The sequence below is a fragment of the Halobacteriovorax sp. GFR8 genome (assembly GCF_050955245.1).
Classification (GTDB): Bacteria; Bdellovibrionota; Bacteriovoracia; order Bacteriovoracales; family Bacteriovoracaceae; genus Halobacteriovorax_A.
In genome coordinates, this window is sequence record NZ_JBPBLR010000002.1 from 1,775,934 (window position 1) to 1,801,344 (window position 25,411).

Below are 25,411 nucleotides of genomic sequence, written 5' to 3' on the forward strand. Positions count from 1 at the left end.
TGCTCCTTTTCTTATGCTTGATTAATTGCGCTTGAAATAATTTTTGTAAGCTTTTGTAGGTCTTCAAATTTCACATTGTGAAAAAGAGAGATTCTAAATTGGTTCTTACCAAGCTTTCTATAAGAATCGATTCCGTTAACAACACCTTGTGCTTCAAGTACTTTAATAAGCGCTGCCGCTTCATACTTATCATCGACATTGATTGTCGCAACAGAAGTTGAACGATACTTCTCATCCGTAACATAAGCTTCTAGAAAGCTTTCTTCCTGTGCCCAACCATAGATCATATCAGCTTTCTTGCGTGCAAGATCAACTGCATTCTTCTGCCCACCTTGTGAGTTCATAAGTTTTACTTGCTCATTAAGGAAGAAAAGAGTTGAGATACTTGGTGTATTATAAGTTTGATTCTTTACAGAATTATCAATAGCTGTCTGCCAATTCATAATCCCTGGAATATAGCGATCAGTTCCATTAATCTCCGATGCTCTCTTAAGTGCTTTCGGGGACATGATGGCAACAAATAGCCCTCCCTCAGAAGCAAATACTTTCTGCGGAGAAAAGAAATAACAGTCAATTTTTGAAATATCTAATGGGATCTGTCCCGCACCACTTGTTGCATCAACGGCAACAAGAGTGTCGTCATTTACATTTGGAATAGTTGTTGTCTGAACACCCGTTGATGTTTCATTAAGAGTGAAACAAATCATATCTGCATCAGTATGTACATCTGATCCTTGTGGTTCACAACCTTGCCCGTACTCACTTGCAACTTCTTGAGCTTCAATCCATGGGATTCCATTGTGTGACTTAAACCATTTATTTGAAAACTCTCCACATGTATAATGAACACTTTTTTTACGAACAAGACCAAGTCCAATCATATCAAAAAGAAAAGTCGCACCACCGTTACCCATAACAACTTCATAACCCTCTGGTAAGTTATAGAATTCTGCTAATCCTTCTTGAATTTCTTTAACAAGATTTTTTACAGCAGGCTTGCGATGTGATGTTCCCAAAAGATTTGCTTTTGTTTCAGCAAGGCGTGCTGAAAATTCAGTAGGTATTAAAGATGGCCCTACACCAAATCGTGGATCGCTTGGAATTAATTCACTAGGTACCTTATAATTCTCGAACATATTTAAAATCCTTTTTAAGTTGTTAGGGGTATTTTAATGAAAATGCTAGTATTTGAAAACAAATAAGAAGTTGTCAAACCTTGAAAACTTCTTAACAATTATGACATGAAAATAGCTCGTTCCCTACTTCTATGCATTATATGCATACTTCCATTCTCCATTGTTGCTAAGGACCTTAATATTCCTGGCGAATTCTCACTTGGAGTTGGGAACTTGACGAAGTATGTCGGTAAGATTCAAACCGATATTGATGGAGGTAGAAACTACTTCACTTTCAACCCCTTTATCAGAGCAAATTATCGTACAGATATTCCATGGCAAAAAGCACTTAATCTTGAAGCTGGCCTAACAATCCCTAAATCAAGTGAAGATAGTGCTGTTACTGTAACGAATTTTTGGATTCATGCCCTCATTGAACATACATTTAATCAAAACTTTAGAATGCACGCGGGCCTTGGAGTTTTCTTTACTTACACGGCCATGGATGGAGAGATTCAAACCCTAGGAAATGGAATGTCAACGCAACAATTCTATACTCCAGAAGATTATCAAACAGCAGTGAATAATATTGTCATCCTTGGCGCTGACTACCTCTTTAATAAGACATACTTTTTAAATGGACAATTAAGTGCCTTCAATATTGAAGATGGTGACGAGCGAGCATTTAGCTACGCCTTATCGATAAACTATACATTTGGGAATAAATAATGAAGCTTATTCTATGCCTACTTCTATCAACATATTCATTTGCTTTTACGATCAATGCGAATATCCCAATTCGTTTTTCAAATCCAGAAATTCGTGTTGATGTTGCTGACAACGCCTGTGCTAATATTACAGACTCCGCAGATGAAATCATGGATATGGTGGAGATTGCGGCGAGCGAGTACTGGAACAAAATTGCAACAAGTAGCCTTCATCTTAAGGGCGGTAATATTTTAACGGTTGATGCAGATTATACTACTGAACAAATCTGTGCCGCTGGAGAAGCAGGATGCGTCAGTCAGGTTCCAAGTACGAATACGCAAATTCTAATAGTCTGTAATAGCAATAATACAGTTTTTACTTCAACTGGAATTTTAGCTGTTACTCTTCCAAATAATCTAAGTGGTACTGAAATCCAGGGCTCTGTTATTGGACTCAATGATATCGCAGGTACTCGCTACAACGACCAAACAAGAGCACAAAAGATTGCTCTTTTTGCACATGAAATCGGCCACGCTTTTGGCCTTGGGCACTCTTCAAAAGAAAGTTCTCTAATGTACTTTAGAAACCTCACTGGCCGAGAAACAATTGGGCAAGATGATTGGGACGGGGCCACATACCTATACCCAAAAGAGCAAATCCCAATGTGTGGCTCAATTGCACCGGTTAAGGACAGTGCCAATCTCGGTGGTCATATTAATGAGGAAATTGAGAAAAAGATAAGTACGCAATATTCTGAACGCCCGTCAGCAAAGGATTCCGCCGCCTTGATCGCAGGTCTGGGCATGCTATTATTGGTCTTAGTTACATCTAAGAAATTTGCACAAGCAAAAATTTATTAACAAAAGACAATATTTTACTAAAGTATTGTCACTAAGTACCGATAATCACATTATGGAATCAAAGTCAGGTAAATTTATTATTGGAATTCTCATTATATTCTTATTCAAGATTACTGTTGCAGATAATATGAGAGACTCCAAATCACAGAAGGTTACAATTTCAGTTCTTAAGTAAGAGCTAATTTTGTAAAATGCTCACCTCTTTTGACGTAATTTGCGTACTGATCAAAAGAAGGAAATGCCGGTGAAAATAAAATAACATCTGCACTAAATCCTGCTTTAAATATCTCATCTAAATTTTCAAAATATTCAGATTCAATTTCAAAATTCAATTCGCTTAATACTTTTCCAGACTCTCCAAAAAAGAGAATCTTTTTAATCTGATCTTTAAATGGCAAGAGCTTTTCTAACTGATTATCCCCGTGACCACGAAGTTGACCACCAATAATGAGCTCCACATTGCCAAGATCTTTAACTCCATTTAATGCCGTTAGAGTTGCTTCCCAATTTGTCGATTTTGCATCATTAAAGAAGTAGTGCCCTTTATCTTGCTTAATCATTTGCAAGCGGTACTCTACTCCATTAAAGGTCTCACAGGCCTTTTGGAAGGCCATAATATTACCAGTAAATGCATCCCACATGAGATACACAAAGTATGTATTCACAAGATTATGTTCACCGTAAATTTTAAGCTTATTAATATCAATAACTTCACAAAGTTCTTCCTTAACCTTATCAATTGAAAGGTCCAATTGATGCTCATTGCGAATTGCATACTCATTCTTGACTTCTAAATCATTAGGAAGAAATGCAATGCCTTCATTGGCCATATTTTTAAAAATTTCGAACTTATCTTGTCCGTATGTTTTTAAGTCATCATAGCGTTCACCGTGACTAAAAGTTAGATTTAAAAGCCCAGCAACATCACATTGAAACTCATCAATCAAGTTAAGCTGAAAGCTTGAGAGCTCTAAGATGATCCCTTGAGCAGGTTCACGCTCTCCACTCATGCGCTCATAAATATAATCGCAAAATGGCGTTCCAATATTACCACCGACAAAGTAACTCCCTGTCGGATCTTGCTTACCACATTCCTCCAAGAAAGAGACAACAGTTGTCTTTCCATTCGTTCCAGTTACTCCTAGAATTGGAGCATCTGCAAATTTATAGGCCAACTCAATCTCACACCAAATCGGACAAGTCGCTTTGGAAAATAGTGGAAGCTTCTTAGATATTCCTGGCGATAATATAATTAGATCCATTTCCCCTAGAAGCTCTGTGGCCTCCTCCTGAGAAACCTTGGCCTTGATACAAGAAGAATCCTCAATGGCAGGCCACGTCTCAATGGGCCCTTGATTAACTAAATAAATATCCTTACCTAGGAAAGTCAGTAAGCGCAGAGCTGAAAGACCAGAAAGACCAAGGCCAACAACAGCGATTTTATTATACTTATTTAGCGATTCATTGATGATCATATGACTATTACCTTCCAAATTATGGATAAAAGTGCTACATTGCTGTGCATGAATTACCAGCAATTATTTTTAAACCTTGCCTCTATTTTAAGGCCATATAGTCAGCTATGGCAAAAAGAAGTTCTCCAGGCTTGGCGTGCTGGTGAAATTGATGAAATCATTCCAGAAGAACTCATCGCTCCCTTAAGAAAACTTAGTCATGAAGAGCTCTATGAGCTTGACTGCTTGCGAGACTATTCAAAACTAGAAGAAGGTCCTCTTAAGTCCCTCCTAAACTCACTAAAAGAAAATGAAGTTTATGAGACGGTTGAGGAATCACTAATTCGTGGAGTCGATGAACTTCCAAGTTGGGCATTCTTTAAAGTTAAGGGAAAGAAGCAGGATGAGATCCTGGCAATTGCAAACTTCTTAACTAAGCTTAGAGATAAGGAAGGCGACTTCAAACACACTGTTGATATTGGAGGGGGCGTTGGGCACTTATCCCGTACTCTTGCTCATTACTTTGGCATGGAGATGATAAGCCTTGATATCAATACAGAGTTTCAAGAAATTGGTAGAAGTCGTCTAAAGAAATATCCAACACCTGAAGGTGCTAAAGACGTCAGATTCATTAACCATGATTTTAGCATCGATTTAGAAGGAGAAGAAAATACTCGTATTTTCAGCAAGGACTCATTCTCGCTAGGTCTTCATACATGTGGCCCTTTGGCGGTAAAGCATATGCAAGTGGCCAGTGGAAATCAAACAAGAGGTCTTCTAAATTTTGGTTGCTGCTATAATAAACTAGACCCAAAAGAGCATACAAACCTCTCTCAATTTGCAAAAGAAAACAATCCTCTTCAAATTGAAAGTAATTGCTTAACACTGGCAACACGAGGCCATCAAAGTATGGAACTTGAAGACTTCAACCAAAAAAAGCGAGTAAAGTTTTATCGCTACTGTCTTCAATTCTATATCGATACCGTTTACGGAAAAGAAATCGACATCATCCCTATTGGTGATGCTCACAAGAGACTCTATGCCCTTTCATTTAGTGAATATGCAATTGCAAAACTGACTGAAAATAATATTCCAATTAACCTAAGTCCAAAAGAACTCGATCAATTTTTTGAAGACCATCAAGAAGTCTTAGAAAAATTATTTCTAGCAAATGTTGTTCGTTGGCAATTTGGACGTGCCCTAGAACTTTACCTTCTCTATGATCGTGCTATCATGTTACAGGAGAGAGGAAAAGAGGCCAAACTCATGGCCTTCTTTAACGAAGTTGAATCTCCTCGAAATATTGGAATTTGGTATCATGAATCAAAATCAAAATCATAAAAGTGTTTTAATCACTGGGGCAACAACGGGTATGGGCAAGGCCTTTGCTGACTACTTTGCATCTCTTGGATACCATCTCTACCTCCATGGCCGAAACCTTGCACTTCTCGATCAAAATGCAAAAGAGTACCGTGATAAATATCAAGTAGATTGTGAAATCATTATCAAGGATCTTGCAGATGACGACGCTTGTGAATTTGTTATTTCAAAAATAAAGGCTCCACTTACATACCTTGTGAATAATGCAGGTTTTGGAGTGGCCGGAAAATACCCAGAAACAGACATTGAAAAACAAGTAAGTATGCAAAGGGTGCATGTGGAAGTACCAATGCGCCTTACTCATCACTTTTTACAACAAAGTGAAGAACTTAGAGTTATCAATATTGCTTCTCTTTATGCGTTCTTCCCAGTTCCAAGACAGAGTGTTTACGCAGCTTCAAAGAGTATGCTTCACTCCTTTAGCCTGGCCCTAGGACGAGACCTCAATGGAACAAATAAGCAGGTCATCTCGGTATGCCCGGGGCTTGTCTATACTCAATTTCGCATCAACCAAGGCAAGGCCGAAAAGCAGCACTTTAGTGGAATCTCTTCACAGCAAGTGGTGAAAGAAACGATGGACGCACTAAGTAAAAACAAATTCTATATTGTTCCTGGTTTTCTTAATAAAATCTTTAAAACTCTCTTAACAACAATCCCCCACACGCTTACGCTTCGAATCATTGAGCGCGTCAACACAGGGCGTGGTTACTAAAAATACCTTACACCTCTAGTCAGATATATAATTACCCATTAAAATGGGCTCACACACAACACACAAATTAATTGTAAATTAAGAGGACACCATGCAAACAACAACTGTTAATATCAATGATATTAAATTAAATAGTGAATACCTAAGAACTAATACTGATGTTGAGACATTAAAAATCAGTATCGAAAATATTGGTTTAATCAATCCTCTAACAATCAATAAAGAAAATGAATTACTAGCAGGTGCTAGAAGATATCAGGCCCTGAAAGAGCTTGGAATTGAAGATGTCCCTGTTCATATTGTTGATCGAAAGTCTCTTGAGCAAGAGTTAATTTCAATTGATGAAAACCTTGTTAGAAGAGCTCTAGATAAACTTGAGTTTGAAAAGTGTCTTAACCGTGGACGCGAAATCTTTGAAGAGCTAAACCCGACAGCAACTAAGGTTGAAGTTGATGTTATTGCAACAACAACTGAAGAGAAAAAGCTTGAGAAGGCAAAAGAAGAGCAAGATCAAGATTCATTTGCGGCCATTACGGCGCAAAAGACAGGTCTTTCAAAGAGTGTGATCAAAGGTGCAATTAAAAGAGACGCTCTTGCTTCAGAGCATGTAAAAAAAGCACGTCAACTTGGTCATATTAATGCCAGTGTTACCAACGAGATCATCAAGCTAGATAAAGAAGTTCAAGATAGTGTTCTTCCAATGATTTCAGATAAAACAGTAAAAGAAGTAAAACAAATTGTTGCAGCAGCAAAACGTGGTGGTGTTCAAGAGGCAGAACAAGAAATTGAAACAATGGAGCCACTACCAGCGGAATATGCTCACCTTAGAAATCTTTCAAAGAGAATGAATAAGAACCTTACTCGTATTCTTTTAGAAGAACTTACTTACGAAGGTAAGGAATCTGCTTCAATAATGAAAGAGCTTAGAAAGATGCAAGAAAATCTTGAGCGCTTCTTTAATATGGGCACGACTTCTAATCATACATCATCAGAAGATACATCAGAAGAAGTTATTTCTGAGCCTACTGTTGTTTTAGATGAAGGCCAGCAGGATTTCAATCCAGAGTATTCTCTTTAATCCCAGCCTACTTTACAAAAAATTGACAATATAACGCTTTAAGCAGATGACGAATTACTTGGTCATCTGTTTAAAGTTTCGTTATGATATTCGTCATGAAACTAGTCAAAGATAACACCCTATTTATTATGTGGATCGTTGCCATACTTGCAGCAGCAGGCTCCCTATTCTTTAGTGTCATCATGGAATTTGTTCCGTGTACTCTATGTTGGTGGCAGAGGATAACAATGTATCCACTTGCAGCGATTTTACTGATTGGCTTTTATCAAGATGATAAACGCAGTATTCTCTACGCCGCACCTTTTATTATTTCAGGCTGGGCCATTTCAATTTATCACAACCTCGTTCAACTAAAGGTCATTCCGGAAAGTGCGAGTCCTTGTGTAAGTGGTGTCCCATGTTCAGAAAAATGGATTAACTGGTTTGGGTTTATCTCGATTCCAATGTTGGCATTCTTCGCCTTTACTATTTTATTTTCATTATTCTTATTAGAAGTTTATAGCAACAAGGATTTCTTAAATGCAAAAAAGTCATAAAATTATAGCTGCAATTATTACTGTTATTGCAGTCTTTGCAATTAGTGCAACATTTTATAAAAAGCAACAAGCGGCCAAACTAGGATTTATGGCCAATGAGAATCACAAATTATTTGTCCGTGATTACTCTCCATCAATGGGCCCGGACAATGCAAAAGTCGTTCTCGTTGAATTCTTAGATCCAGAATGTGAATCATGTCGCGCATTTTCTCCATATGTAAAAGAGATCATGAATAAATATGAAGGAAAAGTTAAGCTAGTTGTTCGCTATGCTGCTTTTCACAAAAACTCGGCCTATGCAATTTCAATTCTTGAAGCGGCAAGAAAGCAAGGACAGTACTGGCAAACTCTTGACTTACTCTTTAAGAGTCAACCAGCATGGGGTAATCACCACAACCCACGTCCAGACCTAATCTGGAATTACTTAACAACACTAGATCTAGATATTGATCAAATCAAAAAAGATATGCACGATCCAAAATTTATGGAGTGGATTAAGCAAGACACAGAAGATGGAAAGACACTTGGAGTTCGTGGAACACCTACATTCTTTATCAATGGAAAACCATTAGAGCGTTTTAGCTATCAACAGCTAGAACTACAGATTCGCGAAGAACTAAATAAATAGAATGCATACCTTTGCTAACTCCCACTTTCTAAAATTAATTGAAGATAGTGGGAGTGCATCCCCAGAAAGAGGTTGGGAGCCGACTCACCTTACGGCCACTAACAATCAACTCATTTCATATATCAAATCTCACAGCTACGGTGAGTATATATTTGACTGGGCCTGGGCCGACCTCTATCACCGAATGGGCATAGAGTATTACCCTAAGCTTATTCACGCCATTCCTTTCACTCCAGTAAATAATAGTAAATTCACTCAAGAATTTGATAGTACACTTCTTACAAAGTCTTTTGAGATGTATCAGGATTTAGAGCTATCAAGTGAGCACTATTACTTTACTGACTATAGCTATAAATGTCTGCAAGACTTAGGATTTTTTAAACAAATCACAACACAGTATCATTTCATCAATGAATACGATTCATTTGAAGACTATCTTTCAAAGCTTAAAAAGAACAAGAGAAAAAGCATAAAGAAAGAGCGAAAGGCCTGCCACTCATATGATATTGAAATCAAAAAAATATGTGCAAGTGAACTAAAAACAGATGAGCTTAAACAGATCTACGGCCTATATTTAACAACTATAGATAAGAAGTCAGCTTATGCCTACCTTACACTCGACTTCTTTCTTGGATTAAACGGCCTAGAGAATTGTTTTTTTCACCTTGCCTATAAAGAAGATTCAATTATTGCCATGGCCTTATTTTTTGAATCAACAACTAAACTATATGGACGCTACTGGGGAGTTCACCCATTTCATCAAGACAAGTACGAGTTTCTTCATTTTGAAATGTGTTACTATATGGCGATGGAGTATTGTATTGAGAATAAGCTAGAGATTTTTGAGGCCGGTGCCCAAGGAGAACAAAAGCTTTACCGTGGCTTTAGGCCAATTGAAATTGAGTCTTGGCACCATTTAAAGAATCAACAACTTCATGATGCTATTGCAAATCATGTCAAAAACCAGAATATAAGTGTAAAGAAATATCATGAGGATTTAAAAGGGCTACTTCCTTTTAAAAAGTAGCCCTTAGTCATGATTAATTTATTGTAATGTGAGAATCTTTATAATCGATCTTTAACTCTTTTTCTTCCAGATCATGTGCCATAATTTCTTTTGATAAAGGTCTCGTTACTAATCGGTTAAAGATTGAGGCAAGTGGTCTTGCTCCGTAAGCCTCGCTGTAACCTTGCTCATTAAGTCTAGCGCGTACACTTTCTGATAGATCAACCTTTAGCTTACGGCCAAGTAGTCTCGAGTTCAGTAAGCGTACCTGCTTATCAATTAGCGAGTTCATGATTGAGCGATCAAGTGCATTGTAAGTTAGCACTGAATCAAGTCTTCCTAGAACTTCAGGCTTAAAGGCCGTCTCAACGACTTTTGCATTAGTAGTTAAAAGGATGATCGTATTTTTAAAATCAATTGTACGTCCTTTATTATCAGTTAACCTACCATCATCAAGAATTTGTAATAGAATATCCCCAAAGTCATGATGGGCCTTTTCAATTTCATCAAAGAGAATCACTGAATAAGGGTGACGCCTTACCGCTTCAGTTAGAACACCACCCTCTTCATAACCAACATAACCAGGGGCCGCACCAATGAGTTTACTCACGGAGTGCTTTTCACTAAATTCCGAAAGATCAAAACGTATTAAGTTATCTTGTGTATCAAACAAGAACTCGCATAGCGCCTTTGCAGTTTCAGTCTTCCCCACACCACTAGGACCTTTTAGGAGGAACGAACCTAGTGGTCGAGAAGGGTCTGTCAGACCTGCGTGGGCAGAAACAATTGTATCAGCAATTTCAGTTAATGCTTCTTCTTGTCCGTAAACTCGTGACTTTAAAAAGCCTTCAAGTTGTAAAATTTGCGCTTGTTTTGACTTAAGAATTTTCTCTACTGGAATCCCCTTTTGTCTTGAGATCACAAGTGCAATATCTTTGGTCGCTAGTACCCAGTCGTGATGACAAGATTCAAGCTCTTTTTCAACTTCTGGAAGCTGAGAGTATTTAATCATTGATGCCTTCTCATAGTCTTGGCTTCTTTCGGCCGCTTCTAATTCGAAGTTTAGGCGGTCTCTTTGATTCTTTAATTCTGAGACTCGCTTAAGAGAAAGAACCTCTTCTTCCCAAGTGCTTTTTTGCTCATTAAATCTTTCTTCAAGCTCTTCAACTTCCTTGGCCAACTTTTCATTGTCCTTATCAATTTGCATATTTACTTTCTTTGAGCGAATCTCAGCTTCTAACTCCACGAGCTTTGCTGGCATTGCTTCTGCCGAAAGTTTGAGCGCACTTGCAGCTTCATCAACAAGGTCGATGGCCTTATCTGGTAAATTCTTATCTGTAATATATTGGTCAGATAAGATCACAGAGTTAAAAATTGCATCATCAGAAATCTTAATTCCGTGATGAATTTCCAACTTCTCACGTATCCCCATTAAGATTTCGATTGCATCTTCTTTTGATGGCTCATTTACAGGAACTGCACGAAAGCGTCTCTCTAGAGCACTATCTCCAAGAATATACTTTTGATACTCTTCATCTGTTGTTGCTCCAATACAATTTAGCTCACCTCTTGCTAGGGCAGGCTTTAAAAGATTGGCCGCATCCATAGCACCATCTGTTTTACCTGCACCAACTAACTGGTGAATTTCATCGATAAAGAGAATCGACGTGGCCGCATTTTGCTTAATATACTTAAGAAGCTTTTGTAGGCGTTCTTCAAATTCACCACGAAATTTAGTTCCGGCCATTAGTGCACCCATATCAAGTGCGTAGACCGTTTTACCTTCGAGGACATCCGCTACCGTTCCCTTAACAATCATTTCAGCAAGACCTTCAACAATGGCCGTTTTACCAACACCAGCTGGCCCTACTAAAACAGGATTATTCTTTCCACGACGCCCTAGGATTTCCATAACCGCGCGAATTTCTTTTGATCGTCCAATGACTGGATCGAGCTTACCTTCTGCCGCCATTTCATTCAGGTTCGTCAGGAAGGCAGGAACCTCCTCTTCATCGTCTCCATTCATAGCAGAGTTAAAGACATTCGGATCAATATTGAGACTGGAGAGGGTTGTCACAATATGCTTTAGAAGGTCAGTTTCTGTTACTTCCTGACGGCCTGATTGAATAGCATTGGAAGATGCCAATGTGAGCCACTTACTAAGTCCTGCAGTTGGTCTTACATTATCAAGTGAGACCTCCTGAGAAGCTTGAGGTAAGCGCTCAATTTCTGACTTTATATCTTTTAATTTATTTTTTAATGCTCTTGATGAGAAAGAAGAAGGATTCTTAACCAGCCCGTAAGCTAAGTGCCACTCAGATAGTTGAGTGTTTTTCTTTTCCATTAGAAGTGATTGGGCAATATCGAGACTGCCTGCAACGATTGAATCGTACTTATTCATAAAAATTCCTCCACGCAAATTTTTGGGTATAAACACCTAAAATCATGAGGTATTTTTCCCCTTCTACTAATAAGATGGGACGTGTTTTATAATTGTCAAGGTAACCAAAATATTTTTTCGAAATAAATGAGATTATTATGAATAAATTTTTTCTTCAATTTTTCCTTGTCATTATTTTAATCCTTAAGTCCCAGGCCTTTGCCCAAAAGCTGCCTCCCCTCGACTTAAGCTCTCCACGTGCGACCATGAATTATTTCTTGAAGTCCATGAAGGCCTATAAGCTTGGTAATGACCAAGGGCTCGAGCAAGCAGTACTTGCACTAGATGGACGCCATATTCCAAATACAGTTAAAGACTTTAAGCTAAAAGATTTCTCAAGAACTCTTATTACTGTTTTTGATCGTATCGAATATATTGATGTAAAGAAGATCCCAAGAAAAGTGGATGATGGAATCTGGTACTATCGAAAAGAAGTCGTACAAGTAGAAAATAAAGATCACAATGTGGAAATTTCCATTCGCCAAGTACAACGTGGTGATAAAATGGTTTGGCTCTTTACCAAAGAAACAATGTCTTCACTTCGTTTTTATGATCTTTCATTAAAGGGTAAGAAAGTCGCTAAAGATGTTGTTTATAGTCAGTCACCAAAAGATCGATTAAAAGAGTATCTGCCGGCATGGACTTTTCATCAGCGTTTTTTACTTTTAAATATTCACTGGATTCTACTTCTAGTCATTACACTATTAAGTTTTATTATTGACCGGATTGTTCGCCACTATATTGCGGCAAAAACAATTTCAATTCTCAAGAAGAGAAATATCACCTTTACAGAAAAGCAGCAAAATCGATTAACTTCACCATTTGGAAGCCTTGCCTTTGCTTATGTCTTTCAAACTCTAGCGACTTGGATTGATCTTCCAGCAGATGCACTTGTCCTAGTCGTTAAGGCCTGTGATATTGTCATGGCAGTTTCAGTAGTCTTTATCTTAAATCAACTCTTAACAGTTATCTGTCTCTACCTCGAAGATAAAGCACGTGAAACAGAAAATAAGTTTGATGATATTGTTGTTCCACTTATTAGAAAAACAGCAAGATTCTTTATCTACGCTGTAGGTATTATCTTCATTGGCGATGCACTAGAGCTAGATATGAAATCAATCCTTGCTGGTATGGGAATTGGTGGTATTGCTTTTGCTCTTGCGGCCAAGGATACTATTTCAAACCTTTTTGGTTCATTTACGGTTCTATTTGATAACCCTTTTACAATTGGAGACTGGGTTAAAATTAATAACGATATTGAGGGTATCATTGAAGAAGTCGGAATGAGATCGACTCGAATCAGAACTTTCCACAACTCACTTCTATCTGTTCCAAATGGAAATCTCATCAACGCTAATATTGACAACCTTGGACGCAGACGCTTTCGTCGTTTTAACACAACTCTTGGAATCGACTATGCGACTCCTCCAGAAAAGATAGAAAACTTCTGTGAGAGTATTCGTCAAATTATCGTTGCACATCCAATGACGAGAAAAGATAATTTTCAGGTTTACTTTAATAGCATGGGTGCAAGCTCACTTAATATTCTAGTGTATATGTTTTGGGAAGTTCCAAGTTGGGATGATGAATTAAATGAGAAGCATAAATTCTTATTAGACATTCTAAGAGCAGCAAAGAAGCACGGAATTAACTTTGCCTTCCCAACTCAAACTCTTCATGTACAGCAAGATCCAGGGGTAACTTACTCTCCTGAAGAAGTCGACTTTGGCCGCTCAGAGAAAATCGCTGGCGAGCTAGCAAATGATAGGTGGAACGCACCTAATCGCTCCTCTGAACTTCGATTAAAATAAAATCTATAAAGGCCTTAGAGTTAAAACTTTAGGGCCTGATTTCTTCATTAGGTCAAAGTTATAAATCTGAGTACGATACTCATCATTCATAAAGCGCTCTCTTTGATTATCATAATAAGGAGAAAGCATATGTCCAGAATTTCCTAAAGGTAGAATTCCGTAAGAAATATCAACATTAGCAAAGTCGACTAAACGACGAGTACTAGGCCCAGTAACAGGTGTATGGCCAGCATCACAAGCAACTCGGCGAATATGATTAATACTATTAATTGACCCATTTGCCTCATATGGCCCATGGTTAAATAACTTCGCTAAGTATTTATTCTTGGAAAATGGGTGAGGCATCGTAAGCTGATGTACACGTCCCCAACGCCATTGACTAATATCTTCTCCTAGATTTGATTTGAGAAACTCTACAGATTCTTTAAATGCCATAGAAATGACAAGATCTCGGTCTTCAATAGGAGCTGTCTTTTCAATATCCCACCAAGAATTATCAGGCATATCTAGTAAACGGTAATAGAAAATCCAAGAATTGATGGCCTTACAATATTTAGCATAGTCCTCACCCATCTCATCCATTAAGAGCTTACGAATACGCATATTAGTTTCATGAAATATTGTAGGTCCAACTTGCTCTTTACGAGAGTGTCCTTTCCAATCCATGAAAGCTTCTAGGGCCTCTTCTTCTAGAGAACTCATCGGATATTTTTTTACAGCATTATGAATGATCTTTTGCATCTTACGATTATTTGTACTGAAGCTTGCCGTTTGTACCATCTTCTGAGAATCCATATCCCAATTATCACGAAGTTCAAGTGACTTTAGGATTGTATTGTAGCGATTATCAGAATGCCAACCACCACGGTGATAAATTCCATTCTTCATGGTCTTAGGTGCATCATTAGCAGAAACAACAAAACCACTTTCAGGATTAATCTCATGTGGCTTCTCTTCAAATGAGTAGGCCCCTAGGATCTTGCGATCAGGTGTTTGAACAAGGTCCGATTCAAAAGGATGTGACCTCTTATAGCTATCCCCCATAATAAGTCTAGCAACATTACCGTCAGCATCAGCATAAACGATATTTAGACCTGGCGACTTAACAATACTTGTGGCCTGCTTAATCTCCTCAAAGTTCTTTGCACGACCTAGTCCATAAAATCCTTCAATTGGCTTATTGCCCTCTTGAAAGAAGCTAAAATGAGCAGCAATATTCTTAGCGTCTTTATTTACGGCCTGAACAATCTCGTTCACCACTGGCCCTTTTTCACTCCACTTAAGTTTAAAATCTATTGGGTCTTGCCCCTTAACATTAATAACTGAATCTTCAATTCGAATTACTTCGTAGTCATCTTCTAGCTGATAAAGATCTACATCATCTGTATAACTAATCGTTAGACCCCAACCAAGTTTACGATTGTGCCCCATTGCCGGAAATGGAATAAGTGGCAGGAAGTGGCCATACATATGAAAGCTTTCTTCTTTATTCTTTATATTTGCTTCATACCAAATATTTGGTGCAGAGAAATTAATATGTGGATCACTTGCAAGAATTGGCTTTCCAGACTTTGTCTTCTTTCCAGAGATTGCCCAAGCATTTGAGCCAGTGAAAGTTCCAATACCTTTTAGAAGTGATTCATAATCGATAAAACTTGTATCAACAACACGTCTTAGACGTTTAGAAAAATCAACTTCATTATTTGCAAATAGGTATTTGAAATCACGATGCTTAACTTTGGCCATAATACTTTGATAAGCAACTTCATTTCTCATAAATGGAGAAAAACTATAGTTAAGATAAACGAAGACACCATAAATATCTTCAATATCAATTTTTTTTGGCTTAATTCCTAATAAGAAAAATTCTATTGGCCTAATATTATTTTCAAGGTAGTAGTTATATCCGGCCATAAATGATTCAAGATCTTTCCTAACAATAGGATCAAGACTAGCTAAAATTCCATCACGGATATACTTTGAATTTAATGTGCGAAATAGCTTATCAACTGGGACGAGATCAGGGCCTAAGATTTCGGCAAGCCTTCCCTGTCCAGCACGACTGATAAGCTCATATTGAAAGCTACGGTCACTGGCCATTGAAAAACCAAGAGCGTAGTTCATATCATGACGAGAATCCGCTTCGATGTGAACAACGCCTTCATGGTCACGATAAATCTTTGTTAATCCATTTAGGCCATCGATTTTAAGACTTCCATGCATTACCGGGAAAGACCCTAAGAGCATAAAATAAACACAAGCGCTTATTAAAACAAAGAGGCTTAGAGCAATACTTAGAATCTTTTTCATGATGTTCTCTTAATTTTTAAACAGATTATTACTTTTAACTAATTCAACGACTTCTTCTGGAAGCATATTTTCCCAGCCACTCTCATCTTTTTCGATCATCTCAATAACTGTACGAGACCAAATTCCTGACGCTTCATGATCATAACCTTCAAGGTCAACGATTAATTTATTCTCACGAAGGTACTTAACAAGGAATTCAAGCGAGTTATCATAAGTAACATCTGCAAAGCTTAAGCGCTTTTTTGAGTCATTATCATCTGCACATGGATAGAGGTATAACTTAGTGTTAAGACCAAATAACTCTCCAAGACCACCAAGAATTCCAAAAGATGTATTCTCATAGTGCTTAATATTTAAAATTTCATTTAAGTTATATGTGTTTGTGATAAAGGCTATTTGATTCTTAGCAATTGGTTGTAAGAATTGATTTAACTCAAAATAAGAAGCGAAGTTTGTAATTAAAACTTTTTGCTTTATCTTTGCAAGCAAATCAACTCGAGCTAAGAAGTCAGCGTTATCAATTGATGATGAACGAGAAAGAAGCTTTGACATTGAAATCTCTGAAAGAGTCACAACGTTTTCACATTTCTCACTTGTACATAATAGCTCTCGTCCTACCTTAAGAGCATCAACATTTCCTTTTGTTGGTGGCCTAAAAGAACCTCTTAGAACAACGAGAGGTTTGCGGTATAAGTAATCCTTGATTTGAACAACTTTACCATTCTCATCAAACATCACGGCCGAAGTAAACTTTCTCTTAACAAGTTCTAAAGAAAGAATACGCGGATCAATACCATCAAAGGCTGGGCCTCTAACATCAATCATATCGATTCTTAAACGACTTGAAGAAAGGTTATCCATAAGAGATGAAACCAAATGAGAAGAATCACTCGTATTATAAAAACAGCTGTGAATCATATTCACACCAAGAAAACCAATGGCCTCTTGTTGTTGAAGATTTTCTTGATCAAGCATATTTACGTGAAGTATTAAATCAGAAGGCGCAGCTCCTGCTTCATGTTGAAAGCGAACACCAAGCCAACCATGACACTCACCACGGCCCGAGTAGCTTTTTGCAGCAACAGTATCGGCAAAGCAAAAGAATTTTGTTCCCTCTTCTCTTTGTTCCTTAAGACGCTTGTACATCTTTGTAAATTCAGTCTCTAGCATCGTATGCAAACGACCTTGTGAAACATAGCGTCCTGACGCTTCTACACCGTAGATCGCATCAGAGATTTGCATATCATAAGCAGACATCGTCTTAGCAACAGTACCGGCCGCTCCACCGGCCCTAAAGAACTCCCGTGCAACTTCTTGTCCTGCACCAATTTCTGCGAAACTGCCGTAAACTTTATTATCTAAATTAATTTGTAATGCTTTTTGTTTTGCTGATAGAATTTGGCAAAAATCCATAGTATAAATTCCTTAAATATTTTTAGTTATAATAACAGCTTAGGACTCTATATGGCAAAAGAACACGACACGAATCTCTTTAAAAAACACATCTTTATTTGCAAGAGCTGTAAGAAGAATGAGTGTCCTATGCTTGAAGACGCGATGGCCTTAAAGAGCGAATTGAAGTCTTATTTCAATGAAAAATATGGAAAAGGTGTAGTTAGGGTTACATCAAGTGACTGCCTTGGAAAATGCCGTGAAGGCATCCATATTGTCAGTTATCCAGAGGCAAAGTGGTTTAAAGATGGCACTAAAGAGTCGGCCCAGATCTTAAAAGACTACGTAGATTCAAGTATTTAGGAGAAGTTCACAAAAAATTGACTTAGATTTATCAAATATTATCCGATAACGATGCTATAATATCCTTAGGAAAGGAACCAAGGAGTGATTATGTGGATTCCTGTTATCATCGTCGGTATTTTAGTTGGAATTGCTTCAGTGAAAGAGAAGCAGGCCCGCGAAAAAAGAGCTAAGGCCTACATCCCTATTAAAGTAAAAGATTAAATAGATTTAATTTTTGGCAAATTGAACGGCCACTTCTTTAGCGAAATACGTTAAAATCATATCGCATCCAGCGCGCTTAAAGCTCGTTAACATCTCCATTGCCACGGCATCACCGTCGACCCAACCGTTTTGGGCAGCAGCTTTCACCATTGCATACTCACCTGACACATTATAAGCAGCAACTGGTAGATTTGTTCGCTCTTTCATTTTAGCAATAATATCAAGATAGCTGATACCTGGCTTAACCATTAAGATATCTGCTCCTTCTGCTTCATCAAGTTCAATTTCACGCAAGGCCTCAATTGTATTGGCCGGATCCATTTGATAAGTCTTCTTATCACCAGCTTTAGGAGCACTATCAAGAGCATCTCTAAAAGGCCCATAGAATGCCGAAGCATACTTGGCAGTGTAAGACATAATTTGAGTATTAGTGAATGAATCACTATCCAGGGCCTCACGAATAACCGCAATACGCCCATCCATCATATCAGAAGGACCGATGATATCACTTCCCGCTTGGGCCTGTGCAAGTGCCATGGCCGCAAGTATATCAAGTGTCTCATCATTTAATATCTCACCAGTCTTTTCGCAAACAAGTCCATCATGGCCGTCACTTGAGTAAGGGTCCATTGCAACATCTGTCATGATAAGCATATCAGGACAAGCATTCTTAATGTCTTTAATAGTCTGTTGAAGAAGACCGTTAGGATTCTTTGATTCAGTAGCAAAGCGATCCTTAATTGAATCATCAAGGGCAGGAAAAAGTGAAACACACTTGATTCCTAAGTTCCAAAGCTCTTTTACTTCTTGAACAATAAGATCACGAGAGTAGCGATTAATCCCTGGCATTGATGTCACTGGTATAGTTTGATTTTGCCCATCGATAACGAATAAAGGCATAATCAAATCATCAACAGTCAGAGTCGTCTCACGCATAAGAGATCTCATTGCGTGATTCTTTCTATTTCTTCTTGGACGTATATTATTTAAATACATTTCTTATAATCCCATTTGTATCTTTGTTTTGTACGCAAGAGCATACATTGAAATTTGCTTGATCATACTTGAAAGCCCATTGGCACGAGACATTGATAAGTGCTGGCGAAGTCCAATTGTATCGAGAAAATCTGGCTTTGTTGCAAGGATCTCATCTGGTGTGGCATCTGAATAAACACCAACAAGAATTGAAACAATCCCCTTTACGATAGCGGCATCACTATCGGCGCGAAAGTAAACCTTACCATCTTTAAGCTCTGGAATTAGCCATACTTGAGACTGGCATCCTTTCACTTTATATTCTTCTTTTTGTAAATCTTCAGGTAGAGATTCCATCTCTTTTCCACGAGAGATGATGTGCATATAGCGATCTTCCCAATCGCCAAAGCCGTTGAATTCTGAAATAAGTGCGTCAACTCTTTCTTGTATTTGCAAAATGAACTCCTTAAGTCAATATGTAGCGGAGTCTAGCATTTTTTAGATAATGCGTGAAGCAAACTCCACTACTTTTTCTATTTGAGCGGCAATGTGGTCGATAAAGTTTTGAAGAGCAATGAAAAATCCGTAATTTCCAACTTGATTTGTTAGCATCGCAATCATTGAATCTAGAATATCAAGGTATGGTTGCAAACCAAATTTCTTTACCAATAACTCAAGATAAGTAGTGACTCCTTCCACGTCACGTCCTTCGTTAGTTACAACATATAATGGGTTCTTAATAGCGGCCACGAAAGCTCCTTTTTTTGTCTCTTAATTATAGTTATAAAGTCGAATCATTCCACGAATCAATTAAATTTGCGATTTTGTTAAATTGTTCATGAAGCGGTTGATATTCTTTAGAATTATAAGCATAAATCGACTTTTTTGCGGCCTGAGACTTAACAATCTGGGCCTTATTAAAAAAGGGAGCGATAAAACGATCATCTCCAGTCACCTTTCGAATAAGTTCTTTAATCTCATCGAGATCACTCTCTTCTTGCTTGCGTCTTGTATCCATTAGATTAGGAATGTGAGTGATAATTTCAGGAAGCTTAACAATATCCATATCTTCGATATCAGATAACATTCCATAGAAGTGCTCTAATCCTTTCATCGAAAAGTCATCTGGTCTAAAGGGAACAATAACTCCATCACTCACACAAATACTATTAACAACTAAGAGTCCAAGTGTTGGTGGACAATCAATAAGAATATAATCGTAGCGTTTTCTAATGCCAGCTTGCTCAACATATTTCTTTAAAATCATTTGTCTTGGAGAGCTTATCCCCGCCACACATAATTCAAACCCAGATAGTTCCTGAGCAGCCGGAAGAAGATCAACTCCTAAATCAGACTTAAAAACAACCTTTTCAAAAATAGTCGAAGTATGTAGATGCTTAAGCTCTTTTACAGAGTTAAGAAGCAGGTTGAAAATACTGATGCTATCACGACTTTCTTCGTGTCCAAAAAGGTAGCTCATATTGGCCTGAGGATCCATATCAATGACTAGAACCTTATGACCTTTCTGCGCCAAGGCATGTGCCGTATTAAAACACATCGTTGTTTTACCAACCCCGCCTTTTTGGTTAAGAAAAGAAATGATTTTTCCCTTCCCTAAGTCTTGTGATTTTTCAGCACGATTGCGACCAAAGAACATAACCTTCTCCCAAGAATCATTCATTGTCATGATACTTGGAGATTATATCATAATTTTAGATGTTGGCACCAATTAGTCATACTGATTTGGGTCAAGTTCGATAACACAACGCAGACCAATTCTACTACTCGCATCAGTATCAGGAAGAAATTCAAATGCGTAGACACCGGCCCCAGAAAGACTTGCATAATCACCACCACTTACCATACTTCCGTTAACTCCACCTGTATTGTTAAAGATTCTAAAGATCTCATCATCATGAAGTTGAGAGTTAGTGATTCCTGCAGTTGAGCCAATTCTTAGCGTATAATCATTAATGACACTTCCAGGCATAGCATCTTCTGTGGCCTTGGCCGCATTAGAAATAGGAATACCAAAAACATAGTTAAAGTATCTTGCACTATAATCTGAAACGTTTTCAAATAAATGGCTATCAAGCTCAAGGTCACAATCATTATCACCATCAGAGTCATTACATGGCCCAATGAAAGAGTCCATTAAGTAATCCCCTGTCCCACCATAGATATCGGCCTTAGTCGAAACGATTGAAGAGAAAGAATAGATATTAGCGTTGAAGCTATAAACAGTATCAGATATTTCTGCAACATTTCCGACAGCATCTTGTACTCCAAAAGCCGATGTACACTCTTGTGTAAAAACAGAACCTGTATGAAGAGAGCGAATTCCAGAAGAGTTTGTTCCAGGAATTGTGTGAATATCAGATGAACTTAAATTATCAATATCCATGTATGAAGACTCAAGCCCACTTGCCCCTGAAGCATTACACTTACTTGAAGAGTTAAGTGCTAGTCCCCTTTCCACAACTTCAATATTTGCATCAGAAGTTGCTCTTACATCCCAAGCGCTATAAGCGATCTGTTCATCACGCGTAGGCAGCTTATAAGATGTCGCCGCTCCATATCCAACAATAGTCGGAGACCCTGTTAGTGTCGAACATGCATTTACAGCATTAGCATTTGTAATATTTGTTAGCGGTGGTAAGAATGATTGGAATGCCACTGCTGAATCAAGTGTCTGATTAGAGAAATTCTGCCACACACCATTTTTTACATAACAAGTTCCAGTTGATCTTTCATAGAAAACTGAACCATCTGGGCCATCATATGCTCCTAAATTCTGGGCAACACATTGTCCGTCTGTTGTATCACAACTTGTTTTAGAGTATGGACATCCCATTTCAAAACGAGGAACAAGTAAGTCTTTTCCAAAGTCATAGATTGAGCCAATAGTCCCAAGAGCGGAAGCAGTATCACCAAAGCCTTTGTACTCACATACATAATTACTATCAATGAAAGAGTCTGAATGCATCATCTCACAAGCTTTCTTATTAACCATCCAACGGTGAACAAAAGCGAAGTTCTCTTGAGGAGCAACGACTGTTAGCTTCGCTACATTATTATTTGTTGTAATCTCTAAAGATTCATTATCACCTAGTTGATTCGTAAAACTTAGAACAGGCCTTACTTCATAGACATAAGTGTGGTTTGGAACAGGTGCTAAACGCGAGTTCTCACCATTATCGATATATGTATTTGACGAAGTAATTAAATCTCTATTTAAAGGGTTACTATAGTTAAAAGTATGAAGAGGCCCTGCCTTCTTACGGTAGACATTATAACCTTGAATTGCTCCAGATGTACCAACAGTGAAGTTTTCCCACTCAAGACTTACTCTTGAAGTTCCATGATATGGAATCCAATTTGTCCCATCAGAATAGAAACAATCTTCTCCTGTTGTTGCACGGTAACCAGTGTTAAATAAGAATTTTCCGTCGTTATCACTTGCTAGTAGTGTCTCAGTTTGAGAGTTAAAGACAACGCTAACAGATGATGCATCACCTGAGTCATATGTCACATCACCGATACAACTTGCACTATTAAGGTCATCACATGTCGTTGTTGTATCTTCTAGAAGGCCATTTGTTGTAAAATCACGATTAACTTCTGAAATATTACAAGCAACTGATTTACTAATTAATACCCAATCATTTGAAGTCGTCCCTGTTGAGTAATAACACTGATTGGCCGCCGTACGATAAATGGCACCAGCAGCATCTGGCACGACATTACTAGTGGCAGGCGAAACTGTCCCGTAACACTCTTTCCCACCGTCACATTTCGTTAAAGAATGAGAGCAAGTAAAATTAGACTCCACGCGAATACCAAAATGGTTAACTTTAGTACCTAGAGCTTTTACATCCGCCCAACCGTGGTGAGCAACTGTTTGCGGCTCAACTCTAACTTTAAAAGAAACAGATGTTCTTGGTGCACCAGTACCATTATCAACAAGATCAAACGAAATTGTCGTTTCACCGTATTGTGATGCCGTTGGGATCATCTTGATTCTAAGAACTTCATTGATTGAAATCCCGTTGTCAATTATTCCACTGGCCATGGCCCCATTTACAGCAGCAAGATCCCCTGCTTCACTATATTCACCATCTAGGTCAGTATCTTTTAAAAATTGAATATTCATTGGTTGTATAAGTACATTATTAGTTGAAACAACATTTTCAATCGTTACCGTTTGAGAAGCTTCATTAATACTTCCACCTTCACTGATAATAACATTATCAATAATAACATCTTCCTTTTCACCGACAATAACATCACTCATAAAGCTTGCATTTTGAACGCCATTATTAGAAGCGACGGCCCAGTCATCAGTATCAACTGACTCATAACATAGCCCATTAGTACGATCAAAATAGACAACAGGATTATCACTTACGTGAGAAGTAGGATTGAAGCTAGGTGCTCCATGGCCAATACAATTATTGACGCCACATTCAGTACGTCCTGCACGGCGATCATAAACAGAATAATTACAAATAACAGGAGCATCAGAAGTTTCTTGAACAACAACATCAAGAGTTTGAACAACTGATTCCGCATTACTTGAATCTCTAACAACAAATTGGAAATCATCAGGTGTTCCCATTGTGTTAGCGCTATTACCATTTAATGTTTCATATAGACATGTGATGGCACCACCTGAAGAGATAGCACAGTCCTTAATTGTTCCTTCAGTTCCAGCAAGAGTTCCTTGCCCGGCCATTGTGTTAATACGGTTTCCACTTCCATCAATAAAGTAAACCGTAAGAGATGACGTTGTATTATCGACATCAGAAACACTTCCAAGAGTAATTGTTTCACTTACACTATTCCAGTCTGAAGACTCATTCATTGTGTGTGAAAAAGGGCCACCTGCCACAACAGGTGGATCATTTTTAGCGTTGATGACAACATTGATATAACCTGTCGTATGAAAGTCTGCCATACTTGTTAAAGGTAGTATTGAATCTGAAATTTGATACTCGACAGTAAAGACACCATTTGCATCTCCATCAAAGAAGAGATTACAAAAAGTAGCATCGTCCACACTATTAGCGTGGAATGTATCACCAGGAGCTCCTGTACAAGAACCTTGAATATCTGGATAGCTTGTTAAGTTTTTAAATTTATAACGTAGATCAGAACTTGGAAATCCCATGTAAGAATCATCAGATGCTGTTGGAAAATAAAGCCCTACGGCCGTTTGGGCCCCAGGCGTCCCTGTACTATCTTCGTCTACAGTAACAGTGATAATATTTGCAGCAACTGGCTCATCATCAACTTCAGTAACTCGTACTGAAGCAACTCCAGTATTTGAGTACTGGCCATTTGCATAGATTTGGTACTCGACCATATCTTCTGCAGTAGCATTGAAATAATCAGCACTAGTAGTAAACGCTAATGTACATTTTCCTAGTGAACAGTTACATGAAATATTTGAGTTTTGTACACTTGCATGAATCGAGCTTGCAATACAATAAGTTGCAAAGTCACCATCATAATCAAAGTAGCCAGAGACAGGAATCTCATTAACTTCACTATCAAATTCAAATGTAATGAGTGAGTCTTCACTTACAGTTGCACTTCTTGTTGCAGCAACACTTGGTGCTTGATCAACATTTGTCACATCAACATATAATCTTGAAACAGCACTATCGCCGTCATCATCGCTAATATAGAAGTCAATATATGAGGATCCATTAGTGTGGCGCGAAGGTTCAATATTCATCGAACATGTACCACTAATACACTCACAAGTTGCACCTAACATTTTAATCCCAGGCGTTGGACTCTCCGTCGTATTTGGACCAGTAATCGTTGCAACAATGATTGGGTTAATTACTACGCTTGAGTTAATTGCGTTAATAATTTGCAGCGAAGTTGAAAAGCCTGCATCGATTTGAACTGTAATTGTATTTGTTGCAATTGAGACGACTTCAGAACCGGCCGATACAGATGGGTTGTCAACAAGTTCAAGATAAAGCTCTGAGTAGTTCATTGCATTTTGCCAAGTGTTTACCCTTTCAAATGTCATTGAACCAATTGTTATCGTTTGGTTTAGGCCAGTTGAGCTATCAACAATTGTACATGAAGTAGGTATTCCCCCATTCTGATCTGTAAATGAAATTGGAAAACTTGTCATGGCAGCATCTTCAATCATCGATACTGAAGTTGTTGTAATCACCGGTGCCTTCGGAGAAACATCAAGAACACAACTTCTTGTGATTTCATCAAAGTAGTGCCCATCATCACAGCTTGCCTGCTTTAAAGAATTCATCTGCGGCGTACAGCCGATGAAAGCACTTAAAAATATTGAAATTAAAAGTATACGATTCATTATCTTTCCCAAGTATCCCAATAACTTATCGCCAAAATATTTCTTAACTTTAAATAAACGCAAATAAACACTTACGTTATTTCAGTATTA

General features: G+C 38.1%; 21 protein-coding genes. 11 read left to right on the top strand and 10 right to left on the bottom strand.

Annotation, left to right across the window (positions count from 1 at the left end):
• Positions 1-11: 11 nt before the first annotated feature.
• Positions 12-1,136 carry an aminotransferase class V-fold PLP-dependent enzyme gene (locus tag ACRXC1_RS08955; RefSeq protein ID WP_433658162.1) on the bottom strand — a complete coding sequence of 375 codons (1,125 nt, stop codon included), beginning with the start codon at positions 1,134-1,136 and terminating at the stop codon, positions 12-14.
• 105 nt (positions 1,137-1,241) lie between these two features.
• On the opposite strand from ACRXC1_RS08955, the gene ACRXC1_RS08960 reads away from it, so the two are divergent.
• From ACRXC1_RS08960 to ACRXC1_RS08970, 3 genes are read left to right on the top strand one after another with little or no spacing between them, the layout of a single operon-like run.
• Positions 1,242-1,844, top strand: coding sequence for a hypothetical protein (locus ACRXC1_RS08960; RefSeq protein ID WP_433658164.1), 603 nt, complete (start codon positions 1,242-1,244; stop codon positions 1,842-1,844).
• A complete protein-coding gene (locus tag ACRXC1_RS08965; RefSeq protein WP_433658166.1) occupies positions 1,844-2,683 on the top strand; it encodes a matrixin family metalloprotease in 840 nt (279 codons plus the stop codon). Before ACRXC1_RS08960 ends, ACRXC1_RS08965 begins: the two co-directional genes overlap by 1 nt.
• A gap of 52 nt (positions 2,684-2,735) precedes the next feature.
• On the top strand, positions 2,736-2,858 hold the full coding sequence (locus ACRXC1_RS08970) for a hypothetical protein (RefSeq protein ID WP_021267166.1): 123 nt from the start codon (positions 2,736-2,738) through the stop codon (positions 2,856-2,858).
• Here ACRXC1_RS08970 and murD read toward each other — a convergent pair.
• Positions 2,851-4,158 carry a UDP-N-acetylmuramoyl-L-alanine--D-glutamate ligase gene (gene murD, locus ACRXC1_RS08975; RefSeq protein WP_433658169.1) on the bottom strand — a complete coding sequence of 436 codons (1,308 nt, stop codon included), beginning with the start codon at positions 4,156-4,158 and terminating at the stop codon, positions 2,851-2,853. The genes ACRXC1_RS08970 and murD overlap by 8 nt on opposite strands.
• Positions 4,159-4,206: 48 nt before the next feature.
• On the opposite strand from murD, the gene ACRXC1_RS08980 reads away from it, so the two are divergent.
• The 6 genes from ACRXC1_RS08980 (at position 4,207) to ACRXC1_RS09005 (ending at position 9,498) form a co-directional block, all read left to right on the top strand.
• Positions 4,207-5,478: a methyltransferase gene (locus ACRXC1_RS08980; protein ID WP_392911924.1), complete on the top strand. Its 1,272-nt coding sequence runs from the start codon at positions 4,207-4,209 to the stop codon at positions 5,476-5,478.
• The gene (locus ACRXC1_RS08985) at positions 5,456-6,229 is read left to right on the top strand and encodes an SDR family NAD(P)-dependent oxidoreductase (protein WP_433658171.1); all 774 of its coding nucleotides are present in this window, start codon (positions 5,456-5,458) and stop codon (positions 6,227-6,229) included. The genes ACRXC1_RS08980 and ACRXC1_RS08985 overlap by 23 nt, the downstream gene beginning before the upstream one ends.
• A gap of 91 nt (positions 6,230-6,320) precedes the next feature.
• Complete coding sequence (locus tag ACRXC1_RS08990; RefSeq protein ID WP_392911927.1) at positions 6,321-7,307, top strand: ParB/RepB/Spo0J family partition protein; 987 nt, start codon at positions 6,321-6,323, stop codon at positions 7,305-7,307.
• Between the two features lie 95 nt (positions 7,308-7,402).
• Positions 7,403-7,843: a disulfide oxidoreductase gene (locus ACRXC1_RS08995; protein WP_392911929.1), complete on the top strand. Its 441-nt coding sequence runs from the start codon at positions 7,403-7,405 to the stop codon at positions 7,841-7,843.
• Positions 7,827-8,471, top strand: a complete 645-nt coding sequence (locus tag ACRXC1_RS09000) for a DsbA family protein (RefSeq protein ID WP_433658174.1) — start codon at positions 7,827-7,829, stop codon at positions 8,469-8,471. Before ACRXC1_RS08995 ends, ACRXC1_RS09000 begins: the two co-directional genes overlap by 17 nt.
• Before the next feature lies 1 nt (position 8,472).
• Entirely contained in the window at positions 8,473-9,498 is a 1,026-nt protein-coding gene (locus tag ACRXC1_RS09005; protein ID WP_433658176.1) for a peptidogalycan biosysnthesis protein, read from the top strand.
• Positions 9,499-9,511: 13 nt separating this feature from the next.
• Here the strand turns inward: ACRXC1_RS09005 and ACRXC1_RS09010 are convergent, their stop codons facing one another.
• Positions 9,512-11,878: an ATP-dependent Clp protease ATP-binding subunit gene (locus ACRXC1_RS09010; RefSeq protein WP_433658178.1), complete on the bottom strand. Its 2,367-nt coding sequence runs from the start codon at positions 11,876-11,878 to the stop codon at positions 9,512-9,514.
• A gap of 137 nt (positions 11,879-12,015) precedes the next feature.
• Between ACRXC1_RS09010 and ACRXC1_RS09015 the strand changes: the two genes are divergently transcribed.
• Positions 12,016-13,728, top strand: coding sequence for a mechanosensitive ion channel family protein (locus ACRXC1_RS09015; protein WP_392911936.1), 1,713 nt, complete (start codon positions 12,016-12,018; stop codon positions 13,726-13,728).
• A gap of 3 nt (positions 13,729-13,731) precedes the next feature.
• Here ACRXC1_RS09015 and ACRXC1_RS09020 read toward each other — a convergent pair whose 3' ends face one another.
• Complete coding sequence (locus tag ACRXC1_RS09020; RefSeq protein ID WP_433658181.1) at positions 13,732-16,038, bottom strand: penicillin acylase family protein; 2,307 nt, start codon at positions 16,036-16,038, stop codon at positions 13,732-13,734.
• Positions 16,039-16,047: 9 nt separating this feature from the next.
• Complete coding sequence (locus tag ACRXC1_RS09025) at positions 16,048-17,451, bottom strand: TonB-dependent receptor (protein ID WP_433658183.1); 1,404 nt, start codon at positions 17,449-17,451, stop codon at positions 16,048-16,050.
• A 51-nt stretch (positions 17,452-17,502) separates the two neighbouring features.
• Here ACRXC1_RS09025 and ACRXC1_RS09030 point away from each other — a divergent pair, with 51 nt between their 5' ends.
• Positions 17,503-17,793, top strand: a complete 291-nt coding sequence (locus tag ACRXC1_RS09030; protein ID WP_433658185.1) for a hypothetical protein — start codon at positions 17,503-17,505, stop codon at positions 17,791-17,793.
• 210 nt (positions 17,794-18,003) lie between these two features.
• Here ACRXC1_RS09030 and hemB read toward each other — a convergent pair whose 3' ends face one another.
• The 5 genes from hemB to ACRXC1_RS09055 are packed head-to-tail and all read right to left on the bottom strand — an operon-like array spanning position 18,004 to position 25,321.
• Entirely contained in the window at positions 18,004-18,993 is a 990-nt protein-coding gene (gene hemB / locus ACRXC1_RS09035) for a porphobilinogen synthase (protein ID WP_392911943.1), read from the bottom strand.
• Positions 18,994-18,996: 3 nt separating this feature from the next.
• Complete coding sequence (locus tag ACRXC1_RS09040) at positions 18,997-19,428, bottom strand: SufE family protein (protein ID WP_433658187.1); 432 nt, start codon at positions 19,426-19,428, stop codon at positions 18,997-18,999.
• Between the two features lie 42 nt (positions 19,429-19,470).
• Positions 19,471-19,722: a hypothetical protein gene (locus ACRXC1_RS09045; protein ID WP_392911947.1), complete on the bottom strand. Its 252-nt coding sequence runs from the start codon at positions 19,720-19,722 to the stop codon at positions 19,471-19,473.
• Between the two features lie 31 nt (positions 19,723-19,753).
• Positions 19,754-20,659 (bottom strand): ParA family protein, encoded by a 906-nt coding sequence (locus ACRXC1_RS09050; RefSeq protein ID WP_433658189.1) that lies wholly within the window; start codon positions 20,657-20,659, stop codon positions 19,754-19,756.
• A 42-nt stretch (positions 20,660-20,701) separates the two neighbouring features.
• Positions 20,702-25,321, bottom strand: coding sequence for a hypothetical protein (locus tag ACRXC1_RS09055; RefSeq protein WP_433658191.1), 4,620 nt, complete (start codon positions 25,319-25,321; stop codon positions 20,702-20,704).
• Between the last annotated feature and the right edge of the window lie 90 nt (positions 25,322-25,411).